The following is an 18,493-nucleotide window of genomic DNA, read 5'->3' on the forward strand; positions in this document are numbered from 1 at the left end:
GCCCAGCAAACCCTTCGGTATGCTGGCGAGCGTAGCGAGTCGGTGAGAGAAGTGTATGCGGGCCTAACGGCCCGGTCGTCGCGGTCGAAGCGCGCACGCGCCGGCAGTGTAGAACGGGCCGGCGTCGTGTGTCCGCGTCATGTGTGTCCTGTGGACGGGTGGACTATTAAACGCTTCCGGGTCGGCAACGTTTGCGCAGACCGACCGGTAGGGTCATTCCGCTCGACGCGCTCTCTCGGCTGTGTTCAGCCTCAACGTGCCGGCTCCCGGTCGGGTGAAGCGCCTCGCCGCGGAACTCCACCCTCGGCTGGCGGGCTTCGAGCGCGTGCGCGAACGCCATTCGCTGGTCTGCAAGCGCTTCGAGTGTGAGGAGTACGACCGGCTGGCAGAGCGCGTCCGGCGGGTGCTCGACGGCGCGCCGACCGTTGCCGCGCGCGTGACGGGCATCGAGACCTTCGACGACCCGGTTCGCGGTCCGGGTCCGGTGGTATATCTCGCCATCGGGAGTCCGGGTCTCGTGACCATCCACGAACGTCTCGTCGGCGAGTTCGGCGCGATAGCCGCCCTGGAAGGCGACGAGTACGTCCCCCACATCACCCTCGCCCGTGGCGGGAGCGCCGGCCGCATCGAGTCCCTTCGAGCACTCGCCGTCGAGCCAATCGAGTGGACCATCTCGGAGCTATATTTCCACGACGCTACCCACGACGAGCGCGTCAGCACGCTCTCGCTGCCGCTGTCGTACTGAAGAAAAAAGGAGACGTTACTGCCAGTCGGCGAGTGTGGCGGTCTCGGCGAGCGGGAGCGAAAGCCACGCGTCGTCCCGCGAGATATCGGCGATGACGAACCGCTCGACGCTGCCGTCATCGTCGACCGAGGCCATGACGTCCTCCGCGGGGCCGGCTGTCGCCACAGCGGCCGTATCTGGCGTCATACTATGTGAGTACATACCACTAACATATAAACTCACCGGACCGTCATCGTTTCCCACGACACGGAATCCGGTTCGGTGTGGTCGTCGAAACCATGTGAAAATGCGACACGGGACGTGGGTAGGCGGGACACAACACAAAACTTATGCGCATACGGCAAAACTCCTCCAATTGGAATGAAAGACGATAACAGACAGACGCGGCGTCGATTCCTCAAGGCGACCGGCGGCGCGGCCGGAGCGCTCGCGCTCGCCGGCTGCACGGGTGGTGGCGGTGGCAGTGGTGGCAACGGTTCAGGTGGGAACGGAAGCGGTGGGGGTGCCAACGGCTCCGGCGGCAACGGGAGCGGCGGCCAGCAGACCCAACAGAACATCGAGGCCGACCGGTCGAAGGTACTCCAGCGCATCAACAGCACCATCACGACCTTCGACCCGATTGCGGCGACCGACGAGGCGAGCGGGTACGTCAATCAGCAGCTGTACTCGATGCTGATGAACTACCCCAACGGGAAAGCCGACGCCGTGAAGGGTCTCGCCAAGAGCTTCGAACTCTCCAGCGACAAGACGACCTACACGTTCAAACTGAAGGACGCGAAGTTCCACAACGGCAAGGACGTCACCGCGAAGGACGTCATCTACTCGTGGGAGCGGCTCGCGGCCTCGTCGAACTCCCGACGGTCGTACTTCATCCTCGACTCGCTGGGGGTCGCCCACGAGACGACGACAAAGGACGGCGAGGAGGTGTACAAACCCGGCACGCTCGCGCTCACGGCACAGGACGAGAAAACCCTCGAAATCACCCTCTCCGCGCCGTTCCACGCCGCCCAGGAGATGATGGCCTATACCTCCTTCGCGGTCATCCCGGAGGGCATCGTCGGCGACATCGAGGGCTACGAGGGCGAGATGTCCCAGAGCAAGTTCGCCACCAGCAACCCAATCGGGGCCGGTCCGTTCAAGTTCGAGAAGTGGAGTTCCGGCACCGAAGCCGAGGTCTCCCGGTTCGAGGACTTCCACGGCGGCGCGGCCTCCATCGCGGGTGTCCACTGGCAAATAATCGAGAAGAGTTCGCCGACGTACAACTACGCGATGCAGAAAAACGCCGACGTGTTCGGGATTCCGACCTCCTTCTACAACCCGAGCAAGGTCAACGTCCAGCGCGGTCCCGACAAACTCGGCCGCGAGTTCGGCACGTACGGTCCGATGCGCAACGGCAGCACGGTCCAGTACCTCTCGGTCCCGGAGATCAACACCTACTACGTCGGCTTCAACATGGCGAAGGTCCCGGCTCCGGTGCGGAAGGCGTTCGCCTACGTCGCCAACCAACAGCAGCTCACCCAACAGGTGTTCAAGGGCCGCGGCGAGCCGGCCTATCACTTCACGCCCAAACCCATCTATCCGGGTGGGTCGAAGGCCTACACCCAGCACGCAAAGCAGAACTATCCCTACGGGTACAACAAGACCCAAATCGACAAGGCCAAACAGGTGATGGAGGACGCCGGCTACGGGCCGAACAACCAGTTCACTGTCCAGTGGACCCAGTATCAAGCCGACTCGTGGCTCTCAATGGCGAAGCTGTTCCGCGACCAGCTCTCGACGGCACACATCAAGATGCAGATCCAGCAGACGCCGTTTGCGACCCTCACCGAACGCGGCCGCAACGGCCAGCTCGAAGCCTACACCCTCGGCTGGATCGCCGACTGGCCCGCGCCGGACAACTTCCTGCAGCTGCTCAACCCGCCGAACACTGACACCTCCTCGGAAGCGCCGTTGTCCTACCTCAACTGGCAGGCGAACGGCAACTCGGCGAAGAAAGCCACGCAGGCCTACAATAAGGTCTCGAACAATCAGGCCCCGACGAAACAGGCCCAAAAGGCCCGCAACGAGGCCTACGTCACCATCGAGGAGGCCAACTGGAGCGACATGGCGATGCTGCCGGTCTACCACAGCCTCGGTGAGCAGTTCGCGTACAACTGGGTCGACATCCCACCGTACGGCGGCATGGGTCCGAGCCGTCAGAAGTACGACGACGTGAAGATCGCCTCACAGCGCCAGTAACCGCGCTGGCCGTCGGTTTCGTCGTTTACGGCTGGCATCGATTGCGGTAAGGATTGTTCGAACCCGAACGAAAGATATAATGAATTCACCTCACATACGAGGAGATAGCATGCATCTCAGTACCGAAGCGAGTACAGCCCCATGAGTCGGTGGGGATACTTCCTCAGGCGGCTCGTGCTGGCGATTCCGGTCGTCGTCTTCGGCACGACGATCACGTTCATGCTCGTCAGGCTGGGTCCCATCGACCCGGCGGCGGCCATCGTCGGCATCGGAAACCCACAGGGAATCGCCCGCATCCGCGAGCAGCTCGGGCTGAACCAACCGCTCTGGCAGCAGTATTTCGACTTCATGATAAACATGTTCACCTTCGACCTCGGACAGTCGTGGGTCATCCAGCCGGGGCGAGATGCCTATAGCCTCATCGTGAGCTACGCGCCACGCACCATCTGGCTCGGCTTCTGGTCGGTCGTCATCGCGCTGGTCGTCGGTATCCCGCTCGGCTTCTATGCGGGGCTGAACCCGAACACGTTCGGTGACTACTTCGCCTCCTTCGGCGGTATCGTCTGGCGAGCGATGCCGAACTTCTGGCTGGCCATCATTCTCGTGAGCGCGCTCGTCCAGTCTCAAGACCTCTTCTTCGGCTTCAACTGGTCGCAGTGGCTCGTCCCGACCAATATCCTGACGCCGCCGAACCTCGATTTCCTCTCGAACCCGCTCGGTGCCATCACGAGTCCGATTGATTGGTGGCTAACGACCGGCGCGAACGGTTCGTTTCTCGCGGCGCTGAAACAGATCGCGCCGGCAGCACTCGTCTTGGGGTCGGCCTCGATGGGCAACGAGATGCGCATCGGCCGCACCGCGGTCCTCGAAACCATCAACTCCGAGTACGTCGAGACCGCGCGCGCCAAGGGCGTCTCCGGGCGGAGCCTCGTCTGGAAACACGTCTTTCGGAACGCGCTCATCCCGCTGGTACCGATCATCACCGGCGAGGCGTTCTTGCTCATCGGCGGCTCGGTGCTCGTCGAGACGGTCTTCGCCATCAATGGCATCGGCTACCTGTTCTTCCAGGCGGCCATCAACTCCGACCTCCCGCTACTGGGGGCGCTGATGTTCATCTTCATCCTCATCACCGTCGCGACGAACATCCTGCAGGACCTGTTGTACACCCTCATCGACCCGCGCGTCGGCTACGAAAGTGAGTAATTCATGAGTGAGACACCAACCGACGAGGAAGTACCGCTTCGCGACCGCATCGCGGCGAACCCGCGCCCGGCACTGCGGTGGCTGGCGGGTGCGGCCGTGCTGTTCGCGCTCGAACTCGGCGCGTTCGTCGGCGTCGTCATCCAGCTCGTGCTGACGGTCGCACGCCTCGTTCCGTCGAATCCAGGCGCGAGCGCGCTCGTCAGCGCCGGCGAGGCCGTCGAGGCGATTCCGACGCTGCTCTCGCGGAGCCTCATCCCGAACCGTGGCTACCAGACCGCCGGCGGCGAGTGGATGGGGACGTTCCTCGGGCTGGAGCCGGCGTATGCGTGGCTGTTGCGGGTCGCGCTTATCTACGCCTACGCGTTCGCGTGGCTCGGCTGGTTCTGGGTCGGTTACCGCTGGTTCCGCGGGAACTATCGCTACGCCGACTGGACGCCCCGCGACGACGTGGTCGACCGGCTGCGCTCCCATCGCTGGGGACAGTTCGGGTTCGTCCTCGTGCTTACCTTCTTCATCATGGCGCTGTTCGCGCCGGCGCTCGGCCCGACGACCGTCGAGGCGAACATCCAGGAGCCGTACTCCCATTACACGAAGTACTACGACGAGGAGCTTGGCTCGGTCCAGAACGTCACCGTCGGGACCGCGAACCTCGGCTCGACCTCCCAAGGGAACCCGAGTTCGAACGTCGGTCCGTGGAGCTACGACGACTACGGACGGTTCCACCCATTTGGAACGATAACGAACGGCAAGGACCTCTTCACGTTCATGGCGGCGGGCGCGCGCATCTCGCTGATGATCGGGCTTGTCTCGCTGCTGGCCGCCGGGTCCATCGCCACCGTGCTCGCCATGCTGACGGCGTACTACAAGGGGCTTGCCGACCTCGCGACGGTCATCACCAGCGACTCGATTCAGTCCTTACCCGTGTTATTGGTGCTCATCCTCGCGTCGGCGGTCTTTTCGAGCACGTGGCTCGCGAACGTCTACAACGGGGCCGTCATGCTGATACTCATCTTCTCGCTGACGTATTGGCCCTTCTTCTGGCGGTCGCTGCGCGGTCCGGCGCTCCAGATCGCCGAGGAAGAGTGGATCGACGCCGCAAAGAGTTTCGGCCAGAGGCCCCGCATCATCATGCGGAAACACATGCTGCCGTACGTCATCGGCTACTTGCTCATCTACGCGTCGCTGACCCTCGGCGGCATCATCATCGCCGTGGCGGGGCTGTCGTATCTCGGTCTCGGCATCTCGCCGCCGACGCCCGAATGGGGGCGCGTCGTCTCCTCGGGCCAGCCCTACGTCGCGAGCGTCTCGTGGCACATCTCGCTGATTCCGGGCATCCTCATCACGCTCATCGTGGTCGGGTTCAACGCGCTCGGCGACGGCATCCGTGACGCGCTCGACCCACAGAGCGAGGGCGCTGAGGGAACCGACGGTGGCGAGGCCGCCGTCGCCGGGGGTGGTGGCGCATGAGCACCCAATTCCCGCGCGAACGCCCCGCCGGCGAGACAGTGCTCTCCGTGGAGAACCTCCGAACGGCCTTCTTCACCGACAAGGAGACCATTCGCGCGGTCGACGGCGTGAGCTTCGACGTTCGGGAGGGCGAGACGGTCGGTATCGTCGGCGAGAGCGGCTCGGGAAAGAGCGTGACGGCGCGCTCGATAATGGGTCTCATCAGATCGCCCGGGCGCGTCCTCGACGGGAACATCGACTTCCGCGACCGCGCTATCCTCGAACGGCTGGCCGACTCCAACCAGAGCCGAACGGCCGACGTCGCCGGTCTCTCCGACGAGGAGCGGGCGAACGCCGCTGACGAGGACGACTTCGTCTTCGTCGAGGAGTGGGACGGCGACGAGCCCGCCGACGGCTACGTCGACGTCACGCGGATGCCGGATTCAGCGCTCCGAACCCTGCGCGGCAACGGTATCGCCATGATATTCCAGGACCCGCTGAGTTCGCTCAACCCCGTCTATACCGTCGGCAACCAGATCAAGGAGGCCCTCCGACTCCATCAGGGTCTCCGCGGGCAGGCGGCGACCGAGGAGGCCATCAATCTGCTCGAAGCCGTCTCGATTCCCGACGCCAAACGCCGCGTCACGGAGTATCCCCACCAGTTCTCCGGCGGGATGCGCCAGCGGGCGGTCATCGCGATGGCGCTGGCCTGCGAACCCGAACTGCTCATCTGTGACGAGCCGACGACGGCCCTCGACGTGACGATTCAAGCCCAAATCCTCGAACTGCTTTCGGACATTCAGGAGGACCGTGGGCTGTCCATCGTCTTCATCACCCACGACATGGGCGTGATGGCCGAAATCGCCGACCGGCTGAACGTGATGTACGCCGGCGAAATCGTCGAGACCGCACCCGTCGAGGAGGTGTTCGCGAACCCGAAACACCCCTACACGCAGGGATTGCTCGAATCGATTCCGGGCCGCCACCCCGACGAGGAGCGCCTGCGAACCATCGAGGGCGACGTGCCGACGCCGAACGAACCCGCGACGTACTGTCGGTTCGCGCCGCGGTGCCCGGAGGCGTTTGCCGAATGCGAGAGCGTTCATCCGGTCTCGGTGCCGGTGAACGAGGGGGCGAGCGACCACACCGCCGCCTGCCTGCTCTATCCCGAGGACGAATCGCGTGCGAGCGCCGTCGAGACCCATCGGCGGCGCGGCGAGGACAGCGAGGAGGCACTCGATGAGTGAAACCATCCAACGCGAGAGGGAAGTATCGAGCGGCGAGACACTGGTCGACGTCGAGAACCTGAAGACCTACTACGAGGGCGGGGGACTGCTCACCGACGAGCCGGTCAAGGCCGTCGACGACGTGACCCTCCACATCGAGCGCGGCGAAACCCTCGGGCTGGTCGGCGAGTCGGGCTGTGGGAAGACCACGCTCGGGCGAACGCTCGTCCAGCTGGAATCGGCGACCGCCGGAACTGTGGAGTTCGACGGGACCGACGTCACCCAGCTCTCGGGCAACGAACTGAAGGACTGGCGGCGCAACGCCCAGATCGTCTTTCAGGACCCAGAATCCAGTCTCAACGACCGGATGACCGTCGGCGAAATCGTCCGCGAACCGCTCGACGTTCACGACTGGAAGACGCCACGCGAACGCCGCCAGCGGGTGCGCGAACTGCTCGAAACCGTCGGACTGCGTGAGGAACATTACTACAGATATCCCCACCAGTTCTCCGGGGGGCAGCGCCAGCGCGTCGGCATCGCGCGGGCGCTTGCGCTCTCGCCGGAGTTCATCGTGCTCGACGAACCCGTGAGCGCGCTCGACGTCTCGGTGCAGGCGAAGATATTGAACCTCCTCGAAGACCTCCAGGACGAATTTGGGCTGACATACCTGTTCATCGCCCACGACCTCTCGGTGGTGCGGCATATCTGTGACCGCGTGGCGGTGATGTATCTCGGCAACATCATGGAGGTCGGAGCGAGCGAGGAGCTGTTCGCCGACCCGGCGAATCCCTACACGCACGCGTTGCTGTCGGCGATTCCCGAGGCGAACCCCGAGAGCGACAAGGACCGCATCACGCTGCGAGGGACGCCGCCGAGCCCGCGCGACCCGCCGACGGGCTGTCCGTTCAGCACGCGCTGTCCGGCGAAGATCAGGCCCGAGAAGTATCGTGAGACCGACGACGAGCTTTGGGAGCGCATCGAGGTGTTCCGCGAAGTCTTGCGCGAGCGCGACCGTGCCGAGCGCTCGCTCTCGGAGCGTGCGCGCGCACTGCTCGGCATGGACACCCGTTTCTCGGACGTCGAGGAGATGCACGAGGAGCTGTTCGGCGACGTGCAGGTCCCGAACGAAATCCAGAGCCATCTCGACGCGGTCGAGGAGCACCTGCGCGACAACGACGAGGAGGGGGCAATCGCCCGTCTGCGCGAGGAGTTCGGCAGCGAGTGCGATACGGAGATGCCGGCCCACCACGAGGTGAGCGAGGCTGGGCGGACGAGTCTCTGTCACCGACACAAAGACGAGCACGAGGAGCCGGGCGAGTTCTTCGCCCACACCGTCTTCGACGAGCAGTGATGGCCGCCGACCGGCCGCGACCGGCGGCGTTTCGACTGCGGCAGGCCCTCGACGCGGTCGTCTACTCGCTCGCGTTCGTGGCCGTCCTCGTTGCGCTGGCGGCCGTCGTGAGTTTTCCCCTCGGTGCGGGCTGGGTCGGCGTGAAGTTCGCGCTGTTTTTCGTCGGTTTCTTCCTGTTCGGGCTATCGGCGCTCCAACTCCGGCCGACGCCGCCGTGGAAGGACGAAGACCCGGTGATTGTCGACCGCGACGAATCAAGCTTTCAGGCGTTCGTCCAGCGGCTGCCGCCGCTCGGACGGTACGGTCTCGCGCCCGACGAGCGACTGTCGCCGCCGGCGAAGCTGTTCGTCGCGAGCGTGCTCGTCCTGGTGACGTCGTTCGTGATGGAGGCGGGCTTCGGCGTCGCCGCCTGAGCGGGCAACAGGCTTTACACCCCGCGCTCGAAAACGTCCATATGCCAGAAACGAGCGAGAACGCCGACCACGACGACCGACTCGCCGCCCGTGCCGACGGTCTCAAGGAGGCGTGGGCGGCGACGCTCGAAGATATGGACGCCCTCGCCGAGGAGTACGAAGCCGACGGCTGGACAACGCTGACGATTCCGGCTGGCCACACCGCGACCGAAGCGCCGGACAGCGGCGACGAGGGGCGTTTCGGATTGGTCTACGTGATTCCCGATAACTACGCCGAGGAGTTCTCCGATGCGTTCGAGAACGGCGGGTTCCCCCAGTACGACGTCTTCCGCAACGAATCGCACGGCCAGGTGTTTCTGGTGACGCTGCTCGCCGACCCGGACAGCGAGACGGCGGTGTTCGTCGCCGGCGGGTTCGAGCGCCGTGGCTCGCGGCCGCTGATGGGTGCCGCCAGCGAGGCCGAAGCGATGTACACGCATCTCCAGACGCTCGACGGCACGCGGCTGGGGTCGTTCGAGCACGACGACCCCGAGAAGTTCTTCCCGGCGACCGATTACGACGCCGTCCGATAGCCAGCGAAGTGGAAGGACTTTGTAGGTGGGAAGCCAGTGAACGCTCATGAACGTCGCCGACGCGATGACGCCGCGCGAGTCGCTCGTTACGGTTTCGCTGCCCGGGACGCGCGACGACGCGCTCGAATACCTCCAGGAGCGTGCGTTCTCCTCGGTCCCTGTCGTCAAGGGCGAGGGCGACGACGAGGAGTTTCGGGGGCTGGTCTCGCGACAGACGCTCATCGAACGGCCCGACGAGGACCAGCTCGCCCTGCTCGTCGAGGACGGCCCGACGACGACCTCCGAGACGACCATCGAGGCGGTTGCCGCAACGATGGTTGCCGAGGATGCCCGCCGCGTGCCGGTGGTGGACGGCTATCTGGAGGGAATCATCACCGTCACCGACGTGGTACGGGCGATTGCAGAGGGCGAGGCTGCCGGCGACAGACAGGTCGGCGACCTCGCCTCCCGAACCGTCAACGCCGTCTACGCCGGCACGCCGCTACCGGTCGCCGAGCGTGAACTCTCACACTCGGGCGTGCCCTACGCCGTGGTGCTCGACGACGACGGCGAGATGTGTGGCGTGCTCACCGAACCGGACATCCTCGCCGTGGCCCGAGTCGTCGAGGGTGAGGCCCAGACTGGTGATGCCATCGCCGGCCAGGACGACGACTGGATGTGGGAGGGAATCAAGGCCGTCGGCAACCGGTATTTCCCCACGCGAAACGTCGAAATTCCGAACGAGCCTGTTCGGGAGTTCATGACGAGCGATGTCGTGAGCGTCGGGACGACACGGACGGCACAGGAGGCTGCACGGGCGATGATAACGAACGACATCGAACAGATTCCGCTGGTCAGCGGGAGTGACCTCATCGGCGTGGTCCGGGACGTGAACCTGTTGGAGGCGCTCGATGGCTGACCCCGAGACCGCCGCCGGTGCGGACGCCGCAACGCTCGCCGAACTCGCCAAGCGCCGCGGATTCTTCTTCCCCGCGAACGAGGCATATGGGGGAGCCAGCGGCTTTTACACCTACGGCCCGGAGGGCGCAGCGCTGAAACGCAACCTCGAAGCGAGCTGGCGCGAGCGCTTCGTCACCCGCGAGGACAACATGGAGATCTCCTCGCCGACGGTGACTCCGGAGGCGGTGTTCGAGGCCTCCGGGCACTTGGATGGATTCGACGACATGATCCTCGAATGCCCGGAGTGTGGTGCGAGCCACCGCGCCGACCACCTCGTCGAGGATAGTACAGGAATCGAGGAGGCCGAGTCCCTCGGCACTGAGCGCGTTGCCGAACTCATCGCCGACAACGGGATATCCTGTCCGTCGTGTGGCCGAGAACTGGCCGGCGAGCCGGTCGAGGCGTTCAACCTGATGTTCGAGACGTCCATCGGTCCCGGTTCGTCCTCGCCGGGCTATCTACGTCCCGAGACTGCACAGGGAATCTTCGTCGAGTTCCCCCGCCTCGCCGAGTACGCGCGCAATCAACTCCCCTTCGGCGTCGCCCAGATCGGCCACGGCTACCGCAACGAGATCAGCCCGCGGCGCTCGCTCATCCGGGTGCGGGAGTTCACGATGGCCGAACTCGAACAGTTCGTCGACCCCGAAACGGATGGCCCACCCATCGAGCCGGTCGCGGACGTCACGCTTCCACTCTACTCGGCGGCCGCACAGGAGTCCGAGGGAAGTATCGAACGGCTGACCGTCGACGAGGCGCTCGATACGGGCGTCATCACGAGCGAGTGGATCGCCTACTACCTCGCCATCGCCAGGGAGTGGTACGAGAGCGTCGGCGTCGACATGGACCGATTTAGGTATCGCCAGCACCTGCCTGACGAACTCTCCCACTACGCGAGCGATTGTTGGGACGCCGAGACCGAACTCGACGGCAACTGGATCGAAATCACCGGCTTCGCCGACCGCGGTGCCTACGACCTCTCGAAGCACGACGAGTATTCCGAGGAGGACTTCTCGGTGTTCAAACCCTACGACGAGCCACGGACCGTCGAGCGGCCCTCGGTCGAGCCGAACATGAGCTATCTCGGTCCGGAGTTCGGCGCGGACGCCGGCGACGTGGCCGACGAGCTCGCTGCCCTCGCCGAGCGGGACCCCTCCGCGTTCGACGGCGAGGCAGTCACCGTCGACATCGGCGGCGAGAGCTACACCGTGCCGACCGAGGAAACCGGCTTTGCGGTGCGTACGGAGACCATCACCGGCGAGCACGTCACGCCACACGTCATCGAACCCTCCTTCGGAATCGGACGCGTCCTCTATACTATTCTTGCCCACAGCTACCGCGAGGACGAAGTCGAGGGCGAGCCGCGGCGCTATCTCGCCCTCCCCCCGAGGCTCGCACCGACATTTGTAGGGGTGTTCCCGCTGATGGACAAGGACGGGCTGGGCGAGCGCGCCCGCGAGGTCGCTGCCGACCTGCGCGAGGCCGGTTTTTCGGTCGACTACGACGATTCGGGTAACATCGGACGGCGCTATCGCCGACAGGACGAGGTCGGGACACCCTACTGTGTGACCGTCGATTACGAATCACTGGAGGAGGGGACGGTGACGGTGCGCGAGCGCGATTCGACAGTTCAAACGCGCATCGCCACCGCCGAGCTGCCCGCCCGGCTCGCGGCGCTGCGGGCGGACGAATCGCTCGACGCCTGATGGGCGAACTCAAGCGTCGGGCCGTCCACGTCAGCGGCACGGCGCTGCCGGCGGCATATCTGCTCGGCATCATCACCTACGAGTGGGTTCGGTGGCTGTTCCTGTTCGGGGCGTTGGTCGCGCTCTGTCTCGAAGCCGTGCGCCTCTCTGTGGGACTGGACTGGCGGCTCTACGAGGAACTCACCCGCGAGTATGAACAAACCAATCTCGCGGGCTACGCGCTCTACATGGTCGCGGCGACCGTCGTCGCGTTTGCCTTCGATGCGCGGATTGCCATCCCGGCCATCCTGATGCTGACGATTGCCGACCCGCTGAGCGGCCTGTTGGGGTCGAGCGAACCCCGGAGTATGAAGGAACTGTCGGTGCTCGCGGTCACGTTTGCGGTCTGTTTCGTGCTCGCCATCCCGTTCGTCCCGCTCGTGCCCGCGCTGCTCGGTGCGCTCGCCGCGACGCTCGCCGATGGCGTGAAACCCGTTTTCCGTGGCTACGTCATCGACGACAACCTCACCATCCCTGTGGCGGCGGCGCTCGCCATCTCCCTTGGACTCTGGCTCACCGGCGGCGCTCCGCTTGCGCCCGGATAGCGAACGGTTTCACTTTCACTCTCGACTGCGAACCCTTATTCGGGATGGGGCGGTAGAACGGCCCAATGGCGGCCACAGGTGAGGAGTACGTCGAGCGCCCGCTCGTCGAACCGGGCGTGCTTGAACGACGGCGCTATCAGGCCGAACTCGCCGACGAGGCTGCAAGCGGGCACACGCTCGTCTGTCTGCCCACTGGACTCGGCAAGACGACCGTGAGCCTGCTCGTGACTGCCGAACGCCTCCACGAGCAGGGTGGCACCTCGCTGCTGCTCGCGCCAACGAAACCCTTGGTCACTCAGCATGCCGAGTTCTACCGCGAAGCGCTCACGATTCCCGACGACGAGATCGTGGTGTTCACCGGCGAGGTCAGTCCTGACGACCGCGAAGCCCTCTTCAAGCGCGCGCGGGTCGTCATCGCCACCCCGCAGGTCATCGAGAACGACCTCATCGGCGGCCGTATCGACCTCTCCACGACGACGCATCTGACCTTCGACGAGTGCCATCGCGCATCGGGTGAGTACGCGTACAACTACATCGCCGAGCGCTACCACGCCGACGCCGAGACGCCACTCGTGACGGGGATGAGCGCCTCGCCGGGTGGCGACGAGGAGGCGATACGCTCGGTCTGTGAGAACCTCGGTCTCGCCAACGTCACGGTGATGACCGAGGAAGACGCCGACGTCGCCGAGTATACCCACGACACGAGCGTCGAGTGGGAGCGCGTGACGCTCCCTGACGAGATCCTCACCATCCGGGACGCGCTGGTTGCGGTCATCGAAGAGCGGCTCGAACAGTTGAAGGAACTCGGCGTGACGCGCGCGACGAGTGCGGACATCTCCCAGCGCGACCTCAATCGGATTCGGGGCGAACTCCAGCAGCTCATCGACAACGACCAATCGGAGGGCTACGAGGGGATGTCCATCCACGCCGAAGTGATGAAACTCCGGCGGGCGGTGACCCTCGCCGAGACGCAAAGCGTCGAATCCCTCCGTCGATACTTCGAGCGCCAGCGCAACGCCGCGCGCTCGTCGGGCGCGTCGAAGGCGAGCCAGCGGTTCGTCTCCGAGACCAAAGTTCGAGAGGCGATGGAGCAAGCCGAAACCTACGACGACCTCCATCCGAAGTTCCGCCGGGCGCGCATCCTGCTCGCCCAGTGTCTGGGCATCGAGGGTGGTGAGCGGGTCATCGTCTTCACCGAATCCAGGGATACGGCCGAAACCCTTACGGAATTTCTGGGCGCGCATTTCGAGACGCGGAAGTTCGTCGGACAGGGCGACAAGGAGGGCTCGGACGGGATGACCCAGACCGAACAACAGGAGACCCTCGATGCGTTTCGAGCGGGGGCCTTCGAGGTACTGGTCTCGACATCGGTCGCCGAGGAGGGTCTCGACGTGCCGGAAGTCGATCTCGTCCTGTTCTACGAGCCGGTGCCGACAGCCATCCGCTCGATTCAGCGCAAGGGTCGGACGGGTCGTCAGACCGAGGGCCGGGTAATGGTGTTGCTCGCCGAGGATACCCGCGACGAGGCGTATTTCTGGAAGTCGCGCCACGAGCAGTCCCGCATGACCGACGAACTTGACAGTTTGAAGGACGCCGCCGGAGCCATCGAATCCGACCTCGCCCAGCAGGGTCTCGATGCGTTCGACGGCCCGGTGGGAGAGCCATCGGACGGCGGCGTGGCGGGTGATGGCGGCCAGTCGGGGCTGTCGTCGTTCGCCGTGCCGTCGGAAACCGATTCGGCTATCGAAGCGGCCGACGAGACTGACGACGCCGACTCCGAGAGGGAGACCGAGGACGATGGGGTGGTAGCGACCGCAGCGAGCGACGAGGGCGTCGAAATCGTCGTCGACCAGCGCGAGCTCGATTCGTCAATTGCCCGGGACCTCTCGACGCGCGAGGACTGTGAGACCCGCCTCGAAACGCTCGCGGTGGGTGATTACGTGCTGTCGGATCGGGTGGTCGTCGAGCGCAAATCCGTGAGCGATTTCCTCGATACGCTCACCGGCGGCGACCGCTCGATATTCGAGCAGGTCGGCGATGCGACGCGCCACTACGCCCACCCTGTGGTGCTCATCGAGGGTGGGGACCTCTACGGCGAGCGCAACGTCCATCCGAACGCCATTCGGGGCGCGCTCGCCTCCTTAGCTGTTGATTTCGGCGCGAGCGTCCTCCGAACGACCGACGAGTCCGACACCGCGGACCTCCTGCACGTGATTGCGGGCCGGGAACAGGAGGTGGCCGACCGCGAGGTGAGCGTCCACGGCGAGAAAGGGACCAAAACGCTCGACGAACAGCAGGAGTACGTTGTGAGCGCCATCGCGGACATCGGGCCGGTGACCGCGCGCGCTCTGCTCGAAGCGTTCGGCAGCGTCGAGGGCGTGATGATCGCCAACGAGGAGGACCTACAGGAGGTGTCGGGCGTCGGCGAGGTGACCGCCGAACGCATCCGCGAGGTCGTCGGCAGCGACTACAACCAGTAGGCGGCGATGGCTTTTTCTATTAGAAAATTAATCTTTGGTATGGCCATAACGCGCCGTGGCTCCCGCTGGATCGGTTATCTCATGTTGTTGCTGGGAGTCGGGTTGTCCGCTCTCATTGGATTTAGCAATCTCGGCATTTCATCGGGGCTGTTGTTCCTCACCGGACTGCTGTTCGTCCTCGCCGGCTTCGAGACACCCATCACGAAACGGTTCGGCTGGCACCGGATTTTGGGCCTCGCTTTCTTCATGATAGGGGTCTATCAACTCACGAATCTGTCCTTCGGTACTGACGGTGCGTTCTACGCCGTCGCCACCCTCTCGTTGGCCGTGCTGTTCGCGTTCATGGGTTTCGACATCGCCCGCGGCGGTCCCCGATTCGAGGTCGACCCGGACGAGACGGTCTAACTACTTCCGTGCGGTCCGCACGGCATCGAGTGCCTCGGCGGCCTCGCGCGCGGCGGCGAGGTGTTCGCGCTTCCGGCCCAAGTCTTCGGTTTCTTCGGCCGTGGCCGTTAGTTCGGCGAGCGTGCGCGACAGCGACGCCTCGGCCGCGTCGAGGTCGTTTGCCCCGCCCGCGGGCCGGGTGGTCGTTTCCGGCTGTGGTCCATCTCTCCCCTGCGTATCGCCGTCAGTCGGGGAGGTCGCTGCGCGCCGGTTCCGCGTCGGTGCCGACCCCGAACTCCGTGGTTGCTGGGTCGTGCTCTGTGGCGTCCGGTCCGTGCGGTTCGGTCGCGTTTGCGGTCGTTCGCTGGCGGCTTGCCCGCCGTTCGCGGTCGTGGATGCTGGTTCGTCGGCGGCCGCGTCCGTGGTGGCTGCTCGGCCGTCCGCCCCGCCTTCGGTCGTGGCTTGCTGGCAGGTCGGACAGAACGTCTGGCCGTCGTAGCGAAAGAGCGGGCTTCCACAGGTGTCGCAGTGGGTGTCGGTCATCGTCGCGCCCTGCAGGAGCAGTTCGCTCATCTGCTCGGTGGTCTTGCGCTTTTCGTCCTCCTCGGCGAAGCGCTCGCGGAGTTTCTCGCGCTCGGCTTCCTTATCGAAGTCGCTCATACCTACCCAAGGGCGTCGAGTCTCAAAAAGGACTGTGGGTGTGATTGCAACGTTCCGGTAACGGTCCGCGGGCCTGTCGTGAGGCGCTTCCGCCGCGAACCGGGTCGAGACGGGCCGAGATCGAGTTTTTCGTGACGCGGCTGAATCCGGTGAACGTGCGTGGAAAATCGTGGGGTTTCGAAGCGCTTTAGCCCGCGCCGCGAGTCACTCACGGTAGCATGGTAAAAGTGAGCGTTGTCGGCGCGGCAGGCACCGTGGGGGCGGCCGCAGGCTACAACATCGCGCTGCGCGGCGTGGCCGACGAGATCGTCTTTGTCGATATCCCCGACCAGGAGGACACCACTGTGGGACAGGCCGCCGACGCCAACCACGGCGTGGCCTACGACACGAACACGACGGTTCGACAGGGAACTTACGAGGACACTGCCGGTTCTGACGTGGTGGTCATCACCGCCGGCATCCCGCGTTCACCCGGCGATAGCCGGCTCGATCTGGCCGAGGACAACGCGCCCATCATGGAGGACATCGGCGATTCGCTCGCCGAGCACAACGACGAGTTCGTCTCCATCACCACCTCGAACCCGATGGACCTGCTGAATCGCCACCTCTACGAGATGGGTGACCGGCCCAGAGAGCACGTCATCGGCTTCGGCGGCCGGCTCGATTCGGCTCGGTTCAGATACGTCCTCGCCGAACGCTTCGACACCGAAGTTCGGAACGTCGAGGCGACGATTCTCGGCGAGCACGGCGACGCGCAGGTGCCGGTGTTCTCGAAAGTCCGCATCGACGGCGAGGACCCCGACTTTTCGGACGACGAGCGCGAGGACATCCTCGAAAGCCTGCAGGCGAGCGCGATGAACGTCATCGAGCGCAAGGGCGCGACACAGTGGGGTCCGGCGACCGGCGTCGGCCACATGGTCGAGGCCGTCGTCCGCGATACGGGGACTGTGCTCCCCGCCTCGATACCGCTCGACGGCGAGTACGGCCACGAGGGTGTGGGTCTCGGCGTGCCCGTGAAACTCACGGGCGACGGGGCCGAGGTCGTCGACTGGACGCTCTCGGAGTACGAGCGCGAACAGCTCGGGCAGGCCGCCGACAAGCTCGAAGAGCAGTACGACGCGATTCGCTGAGCCGAGCGAGCTTTCCTTGCGGGTCACATATCGTTAGTGTGGAGCTGCACGTCCGCTACGAGGGCGACGACGACCCCGACAAATGCACCGCCCGCAAGCTCGCCCGCTTCGACCTCGCCGCCCTCCATCGCTCGGCACGCGACACGCCCACAGGAGTGGTGTTGAACCCCCACGCCGAGCGGGCGCTCTCGCCGGCCGACCGCGAGAGCTCCGAGCGCCTCGTCGCGCTCGATTGCTCGTGGGCAACCGCCGACGATGAGCAGTTTTCGCTCGGCGGCCCACACCGTGCGCTGCCGTTTCTGGTCGCGGCCAACCCGGTGAACTACGGCACGCCCTTTCAGTTGACGACCGTCGAGGCGCTTGCCGGCGCGCTCTGCATCCTCGGTGAGCGTTCACAGGCCGAGACGCTCCTCGCGAAGTTCCGCTGGGGCCATACCTTCCTCGAACTCAACGACGAGCCACTCCGTCGGTATGCCGACTGTACGGATTCGACGGACGTGGTCGCCGTCCAAGAGGAGTATCTCGCCGCCGAGTAGCCCGCTTCGGAAACGCTTAACCCCACAGGCCTGTTTCGAATGACATGGCCAGATTCGAACAGGCGGAAGCGCGCATCCTCGACAAGATGATCTGTATGCGCTGTAACGCCCGCAACCCATCCAGAGCGGACAGCTGCCGGAAGTGTGGCTACAAGAACCTCCGACGGAAGGCTCGCGAGCGCCGCAGCGCCTGAAACCTCGCTGCCCGGAATCCTTTTGGGTCGCACACGTCTATTCATCCTATCATGAGCATGGGCTCGGACATGTACCGCCAGCAGATACTCGACCACTACAAGAACCCCCGCAACTACGGCGAACTCGACGACCCGACCTTCAGCCACGTCGGCGAGAACCCGATGTGTGGCGACGAAATCACCGTCGACGTCAAACTCGCCGACGACGGCGAAACCATCGAGTACGCCGCCTTTCATGGCGACGGGTGTGCCATCAGTCAGGCGAGCGCGAGCATGCTCACCGGCGAACTCCAGGGGATGACGCTCGACGAACTCGCGGACCTCGACCGCGACGACGTCATCGACCTCCTCGGTGTGGATATCAGCCCCATGCGGGTGAAATGTGCCGTGCTCGCCGAGATGGTCGCCCAGGACGGCGCGGCCATCCACCGTGGCGAGAAGACCAGCATCGAGAAGACCCAAACCGAATAACCCAGGCGGCGACCGCTGTGCGGAGTTTTTCCTCGTCCTCGGTCGAACGGTTCGCTCGGGGAACCGGCGGTCGTACGACGATATCTCGTCGCTGACGCGCTCGTCCGACGGTGGGGAGGCCCGTTCGTCGCCCGCGCATCGATTCAGGCGTCAGCCGTGGTAATTAGCAACGATTCGCGTGGAATAATTCACCGTTCGAACCCCGACTCGTGACCCAA

Annotated in this window: 19 protein-coding genes; 17 read left to right on the plus strand and 2 right to left on the minus strand. The window is 64.8% G+C overall.

Annotated features, from left to right (window positions below; translation table 11 throughout):
- Positions 1-241 precede the first annotated feature (241 nt).
- Positions 242-745, plus strand: a complete 504-nt coding sequence (locus tag ACQUQO_RS11810; RefSeq protein ID WP_435078221.1) for a 2'-5' RNA ligase family protein — start codon at positions 242-244, stop codon at positions 743-745.
- 15 nt (positions 746-760) lie between these two features.
- Here ACQUQO_RS11810 and ACQUQO_RS11815 read toward each other — a convergent pair whose 3' ends face one another.
- Positions 761-931 (minus strand): DUF7556 family protein, encoded by a 171-nt coding sequence (locus ACQUQO_RS11815; RefSeq protein ID WP_435078222.1) that lies wholly within the window; start codon positions 929-931, stop codon positions 761-763.
- Between the two features lie 174 nt (positions 932-1,105).
- Between ACQUQO_RS11815 and ACQUQO_RS11820 the strand changes: the two genes are divergently transcribed.
- From ACQUQO_RS11820 to ACQUQO_RS11875, 12 genes are all read left to right on the plus strand, one after another.
- The gene (locus ACQUQO_RS11820; RefSeq protein WP_435078223.1) at positions 1,106-2,983 is read left to right on the plus strand and encodes an ABC transporter substrate-binding protein; all 1,878 of its coding nucleotides are present in this window, start codon (positions 1,106-1,108) and stop codon (positions 2,981-2,983) included.
- 141 nt (positions 2,984-3,124) lie between these two features.
- Positions 3,125-4,186: an ABC transporter permease gene (locus ACQUQO_RS11825; RefSeq protein ID WP_435078224.1), complete on the plus strand. Its 1,062-nt coding sequence runs from the start codon at positions 3,125-3,127 to the stop codon at positions 4,184-4,186.
- Positions 4,187-4,189: 3 nt separating this feature from the next.
- On the plus strand, positions 4,190-5,653 hold the full coding sequence (locus ACQUQO_RS11830; RefSeq protein ID WP_435078225.1) for an ABC transporter permease: 1,464 nt from the start codon (positions 4,190-4,192) through the stop codon (positions 5,651-5,653).
- Positions 5,650-6,879 (plus strand): ABC transporter ATP-binding protein, encoded by a 1,230-nt coding sequence (locus tag ACQUQO_RS11835; protein WP_435078226.1) that lies wholly within the window; start codon positions 5,650-5,652, stop codon positions 6,877-6,879. Before ACQUQO_RS11830 ends, ACQUQO_RS11835 begins: the two co-directional genes overlap by 4 nt.
- Positions 6,872-8,209 carry an ABC transporter ATP-binding protein gene (locus tag ACQUQO_RS11840; RefSeq protein WP_435078227.1) on the plus strand — a complete coding sequence of 446 codons (1,338 nt, stop codon included), beginning with the start codon at positions 6,872-6,874 and terminating at the stop codon, positions 8,207-8,209. Before ACQUQO_RS11835 ends, ACQUQO_RS11840 begins: the two co-directional genes overlap by 8 nt.
- Positions 8,209-8,622: a DUF7555 family protein gene (locus tag ACQUQO_RS11845; protein WP_435078228.1), complete on the plus strand. Its 414-nt coding sequence runs from the start codon at positions 8,209-8,211 to the stop codon at positions 8,620-8,622. Before ACQUQO_RS11840 ends, ACQUQO_RS11845 begins: the two co-directional genes overlap by 1 nt.
- 41 nt (positions 8,623-8,663) lie before the next feature.
- The gene (locus tag ACQUQO_RS11850; protein WP_435078229.1) at positions 8,664-9,194 is read left to right on the plus strand and encodes a DUF7529 family protein; all 531 of its coding nucleotides are present in this window, start codon (positions 8,664-8,666) and stop codon (positions 9,192-9,194) included.
- A 46-nt stretch (positions 9,195-9,240) separates the two neighbouring features.
- Positions 9,241-10,092, plus strand: coding sequence for a CBS domain-containing protein (locus ACQUQO_RS11855; RefSeq protein WP_435078230.1), 852 nt, complete (start codon positions 9,241-9,243; stop codon positions 10,090-10,092).
- Positions 10,085-11,836 carry a glycine--tRNA ligase gene (gene glyS, locus ACQUQO_RS11860; protein ID WP_435078231.1) on the plus strand — a complete coding sequence of 584 codons (1,752 nt, stop codon included), beginning with the start codon at positions 10,085-10,087 and terminating at the stop codon, positions 11,834-11,836. Before ACQUQO_RS11855 ends, glyS begins: the two co-directional genes overlap by 8 nt.
- Entirely contained in the window at positions 11,836-12,420 is a 585-nt protein-coding gene (locus tag ACQUQO_RS11865) for a dolichol kinase (RefSeq protein WP_435078232.1), read from the plus strand. The genes glyS and ACQUQO_RS11865 overlap by 1 nt, the downstream gene beginning before the upstream one ends.
- A gap of 65 nt (positions 12,421-12,485) precedes the next feature.
- Positions 12,486-14,900 (plus strand): DEAD/DEAH box helicase, encoded by a 2,415-nt coding sequence (locus ACQUQO_RS11870; RefSeq protein WP_435078233.1) that lies wholly within the window; start codon positions 12,486-12,488, stop codon positions 14,898-14,900.
- Between the two features lie 39 nt (positions 14,901-14,939).
- Entirely contained in the window at positions 14,940-15,305 is a 366-nt protein-coding gene (locus ACQUQO_RS11875; protein ID WP_435078234.1) for a hypothetical protein, read from the plus strand.
- Here ACQUQO_RS11875 and ACQUQO_RS11880 read toward each other — a convergent pair whose 3' ends face one another.
- Entirely contained in the window at positions 15,306-15,944 is a 639-nt protein-coding gene (locus tag ACQUQO_RS11880) for an Sjogren's syndrome/scleroderma autoantigen 1 family protein (RefSeq protein WP_435078235.1), read from the minus strand.
- Between the two features lie 218 nt (positions 15,945-16,162).
- Between ACQUQO_RS11880 and mdh the strand changes: the two genes are divergently transcribed.
- Genes mdh through ACQUQO_RS11900 form a run of 4 tightly spaced genes read left to right on the plus strand, consistent with a single transcriptional unit; the run spans position 16,163 to position 18,275 of the window.
- Positions 16,163-17,074: a malate dehydrogenase gene (mdh, locus tag ACQUQO_RS11885; RefSeq protein WP_435078236.1), complete on the plus strand. Its 912-nt coding sequence runs from the start codon at positions 16,163-16,165 to the stop codon at positions 17,072-17,074.
- Between the two features lie 38 nt (positions 17,075-17,112).
- Positions 17,113-17,610: a DUF367 family protein gene (locus tag ACQUQO_RS11890; RefSeq protein ID WP_435078237.1), complete on the plus strand. Its 498-nt coding sequence runs from the start codon at positions 17,113-17,115 to the stop codon at positions 17,608-17,610.
- Positions 17,611-17,654: 44 nt separating this feature from the next.
- Positions 17,655-17,804 (plus strand): 50S ribosomal protein L40e, encoded by a 150-nt coding sequence (locus tag ACQUQO_RS11895; RefSeq protein ID WP_435078238.1) that lies wholly within the window; start codon positions 17,655-17,657, stop codon positions 17,802-17,804.
- 51 nt (positions 17,805-17,855) lie between these two features.
- Positions 17,856-18,275, plus strand: a complete 420-nt coding sequence (locus ACQUQO_RS11900; RefSeq protein ID WP_435078239.1) for an iron-sulfur cluster assembly scaffold protein — start codon at positions 17,856-17,858, stop codon at positions 18,273-18,275.
- Positions 18,276-18,493: the final 218 nt, after the last annotated feature.

Origin of the sequence: Halococcus sp. AFM35 (assembly GCF_051195015.1) — an archaeon.
In the GTDB taxonomy this organism is placed as follows: Archaea; Halobacteriota; Halobacteria; order Halobacteriales; family Halococcaceae; genus Halococcus.

What these genes read in the sequence shown, in the direction of transcription:
- ACQUQO_RS11855 (WP_435078230.1), top strand. Translation starts at nt 9,241, where the DNA reads ATGAACGTCGCCGACGCGATGACGCCGCGCGAGTCGCTCGTTACGGTT.
- ACQUQO_RS11820 (WP_435078223.1), top strand. Translation starts at nt 1,106, where the DNA reads ATGAAAGACGATAACAGACAGACGCGGCGTCGATTCCTCAAGGCGACC.
- ACQUQO_RS11815 (WP_435078222.1), bottom strand. Translation starts at nt 931, where the DNA reads ATGACGCCAGATACGGCCGCTGTGGCGACAGCCGGCCCCGCGGAGGAC.
- ACQUQO_RS11870 (WP_435078233.1), top strand. Translation starts at nt 12,486, where the DNA reads ATGGCGGCCACAGGTGAGGAGTACGTCGAGCGCCCGCTCGTCGAACCG.
- mdh (WP_435078236.1), top strand. Translation starts at nt 16,163, where the DNA reads ATGGTAAAAGTGAGCGTTGTCGGCGCGGCAGGCACCGTGGGGGCGGCC.
- ACQUQO_RS11830 (WP_435078225.1), top strand. Translation starts at nt 4,190, where the DNA reads ATGAGTGAGACACCAACCGACGAGGAAGTACCGCTTCGCGACCGCATC.
- ACQUQO_RS11825 (WP_435078224.1), top strand. Translation starts at nt 3,125, where the DNA reads ATGAGTCGGTGGGGATACTTCCTCAGGCGGCTCGTGCTGGCGATTCCG.
- ACQUQO_RS11835 (WP_435078226.1), top strand. Translation starts at nt 5,650, where the DNA reads ATGAGCACCCAATTCCCGCGCGAACGCCCCGCCGGCGAGACAGTGCTC.
- ACQUQO_RS11900 (WP_435078239.1), top strand. Translation starts at nt 17,856, where the DNA reads ATGAGCATGGGCTCGGACATGTACCGCCAGCAGATACTCGACCACTAC.
- glyS (WP_435078231.1), top strand. Translation starts at nt 10,085, where the DNA reads ATGGCTGACCCCGAGACCGCCGCCGGTGCGGACGCCGCAACGCTCGCC.
- ACQUQO_RS11845 (WP_435078228.1), top strand. Translation starts at nt 8,209, where the DNA reads ATGGCCGCCGACCGGCCGCGACCGGCGGCGTTTCGACTGCGGCAGGCC.
- ACQUQO_RS11895 (WP_435078238.1), top strand. Translation starts at nt 17,655, where the DNA reads ATGGCCAGATTCGAACAGGCGGAAGCGCGCATCCTCGACAAGATGATC.
- ACQUQO_RS11875 (WP_435078234.1), top strand. Translation starts at nt 14,940, where the DNA reads ATGGCCATAACGCGCCGTGGCTCCCGCTGGATCGGTTATCTCATGTTG.
- ACQUQO_RS11880 (WP_435078235.1), bottom strand. Translation starts at nt 15,944, where the DNA reads ATGAGCGACTTCGATAAGGAAGCCGAGCGCGAGAAACTCCGCGAGCGC.
- ACQUQO_RS11850 (WP_435078229.1), top strand. Translation starts at nt 8,664, where the DNA reads ATGCCAGAAACGAGCGAGAACGCCGACCACGACGACCGACTCGCCGCC.
- ACQUQO_RS11840 (WP_435078227.1), top strand. Translation starts at nt 6,872, where the DNA reads ATGAGTGAAACCATCCAACGCGAGAGGGAAGTATCGAGCGGCGAGACA.
- ACQUQO_RS11865 (WP_435078232.1), top strand. Translation starts at nt 11,836, where the DNA reads ATGGGCGAACTCAAGCGTCGGGCCGTCCACGTCAGCGGCACGGCGCTG.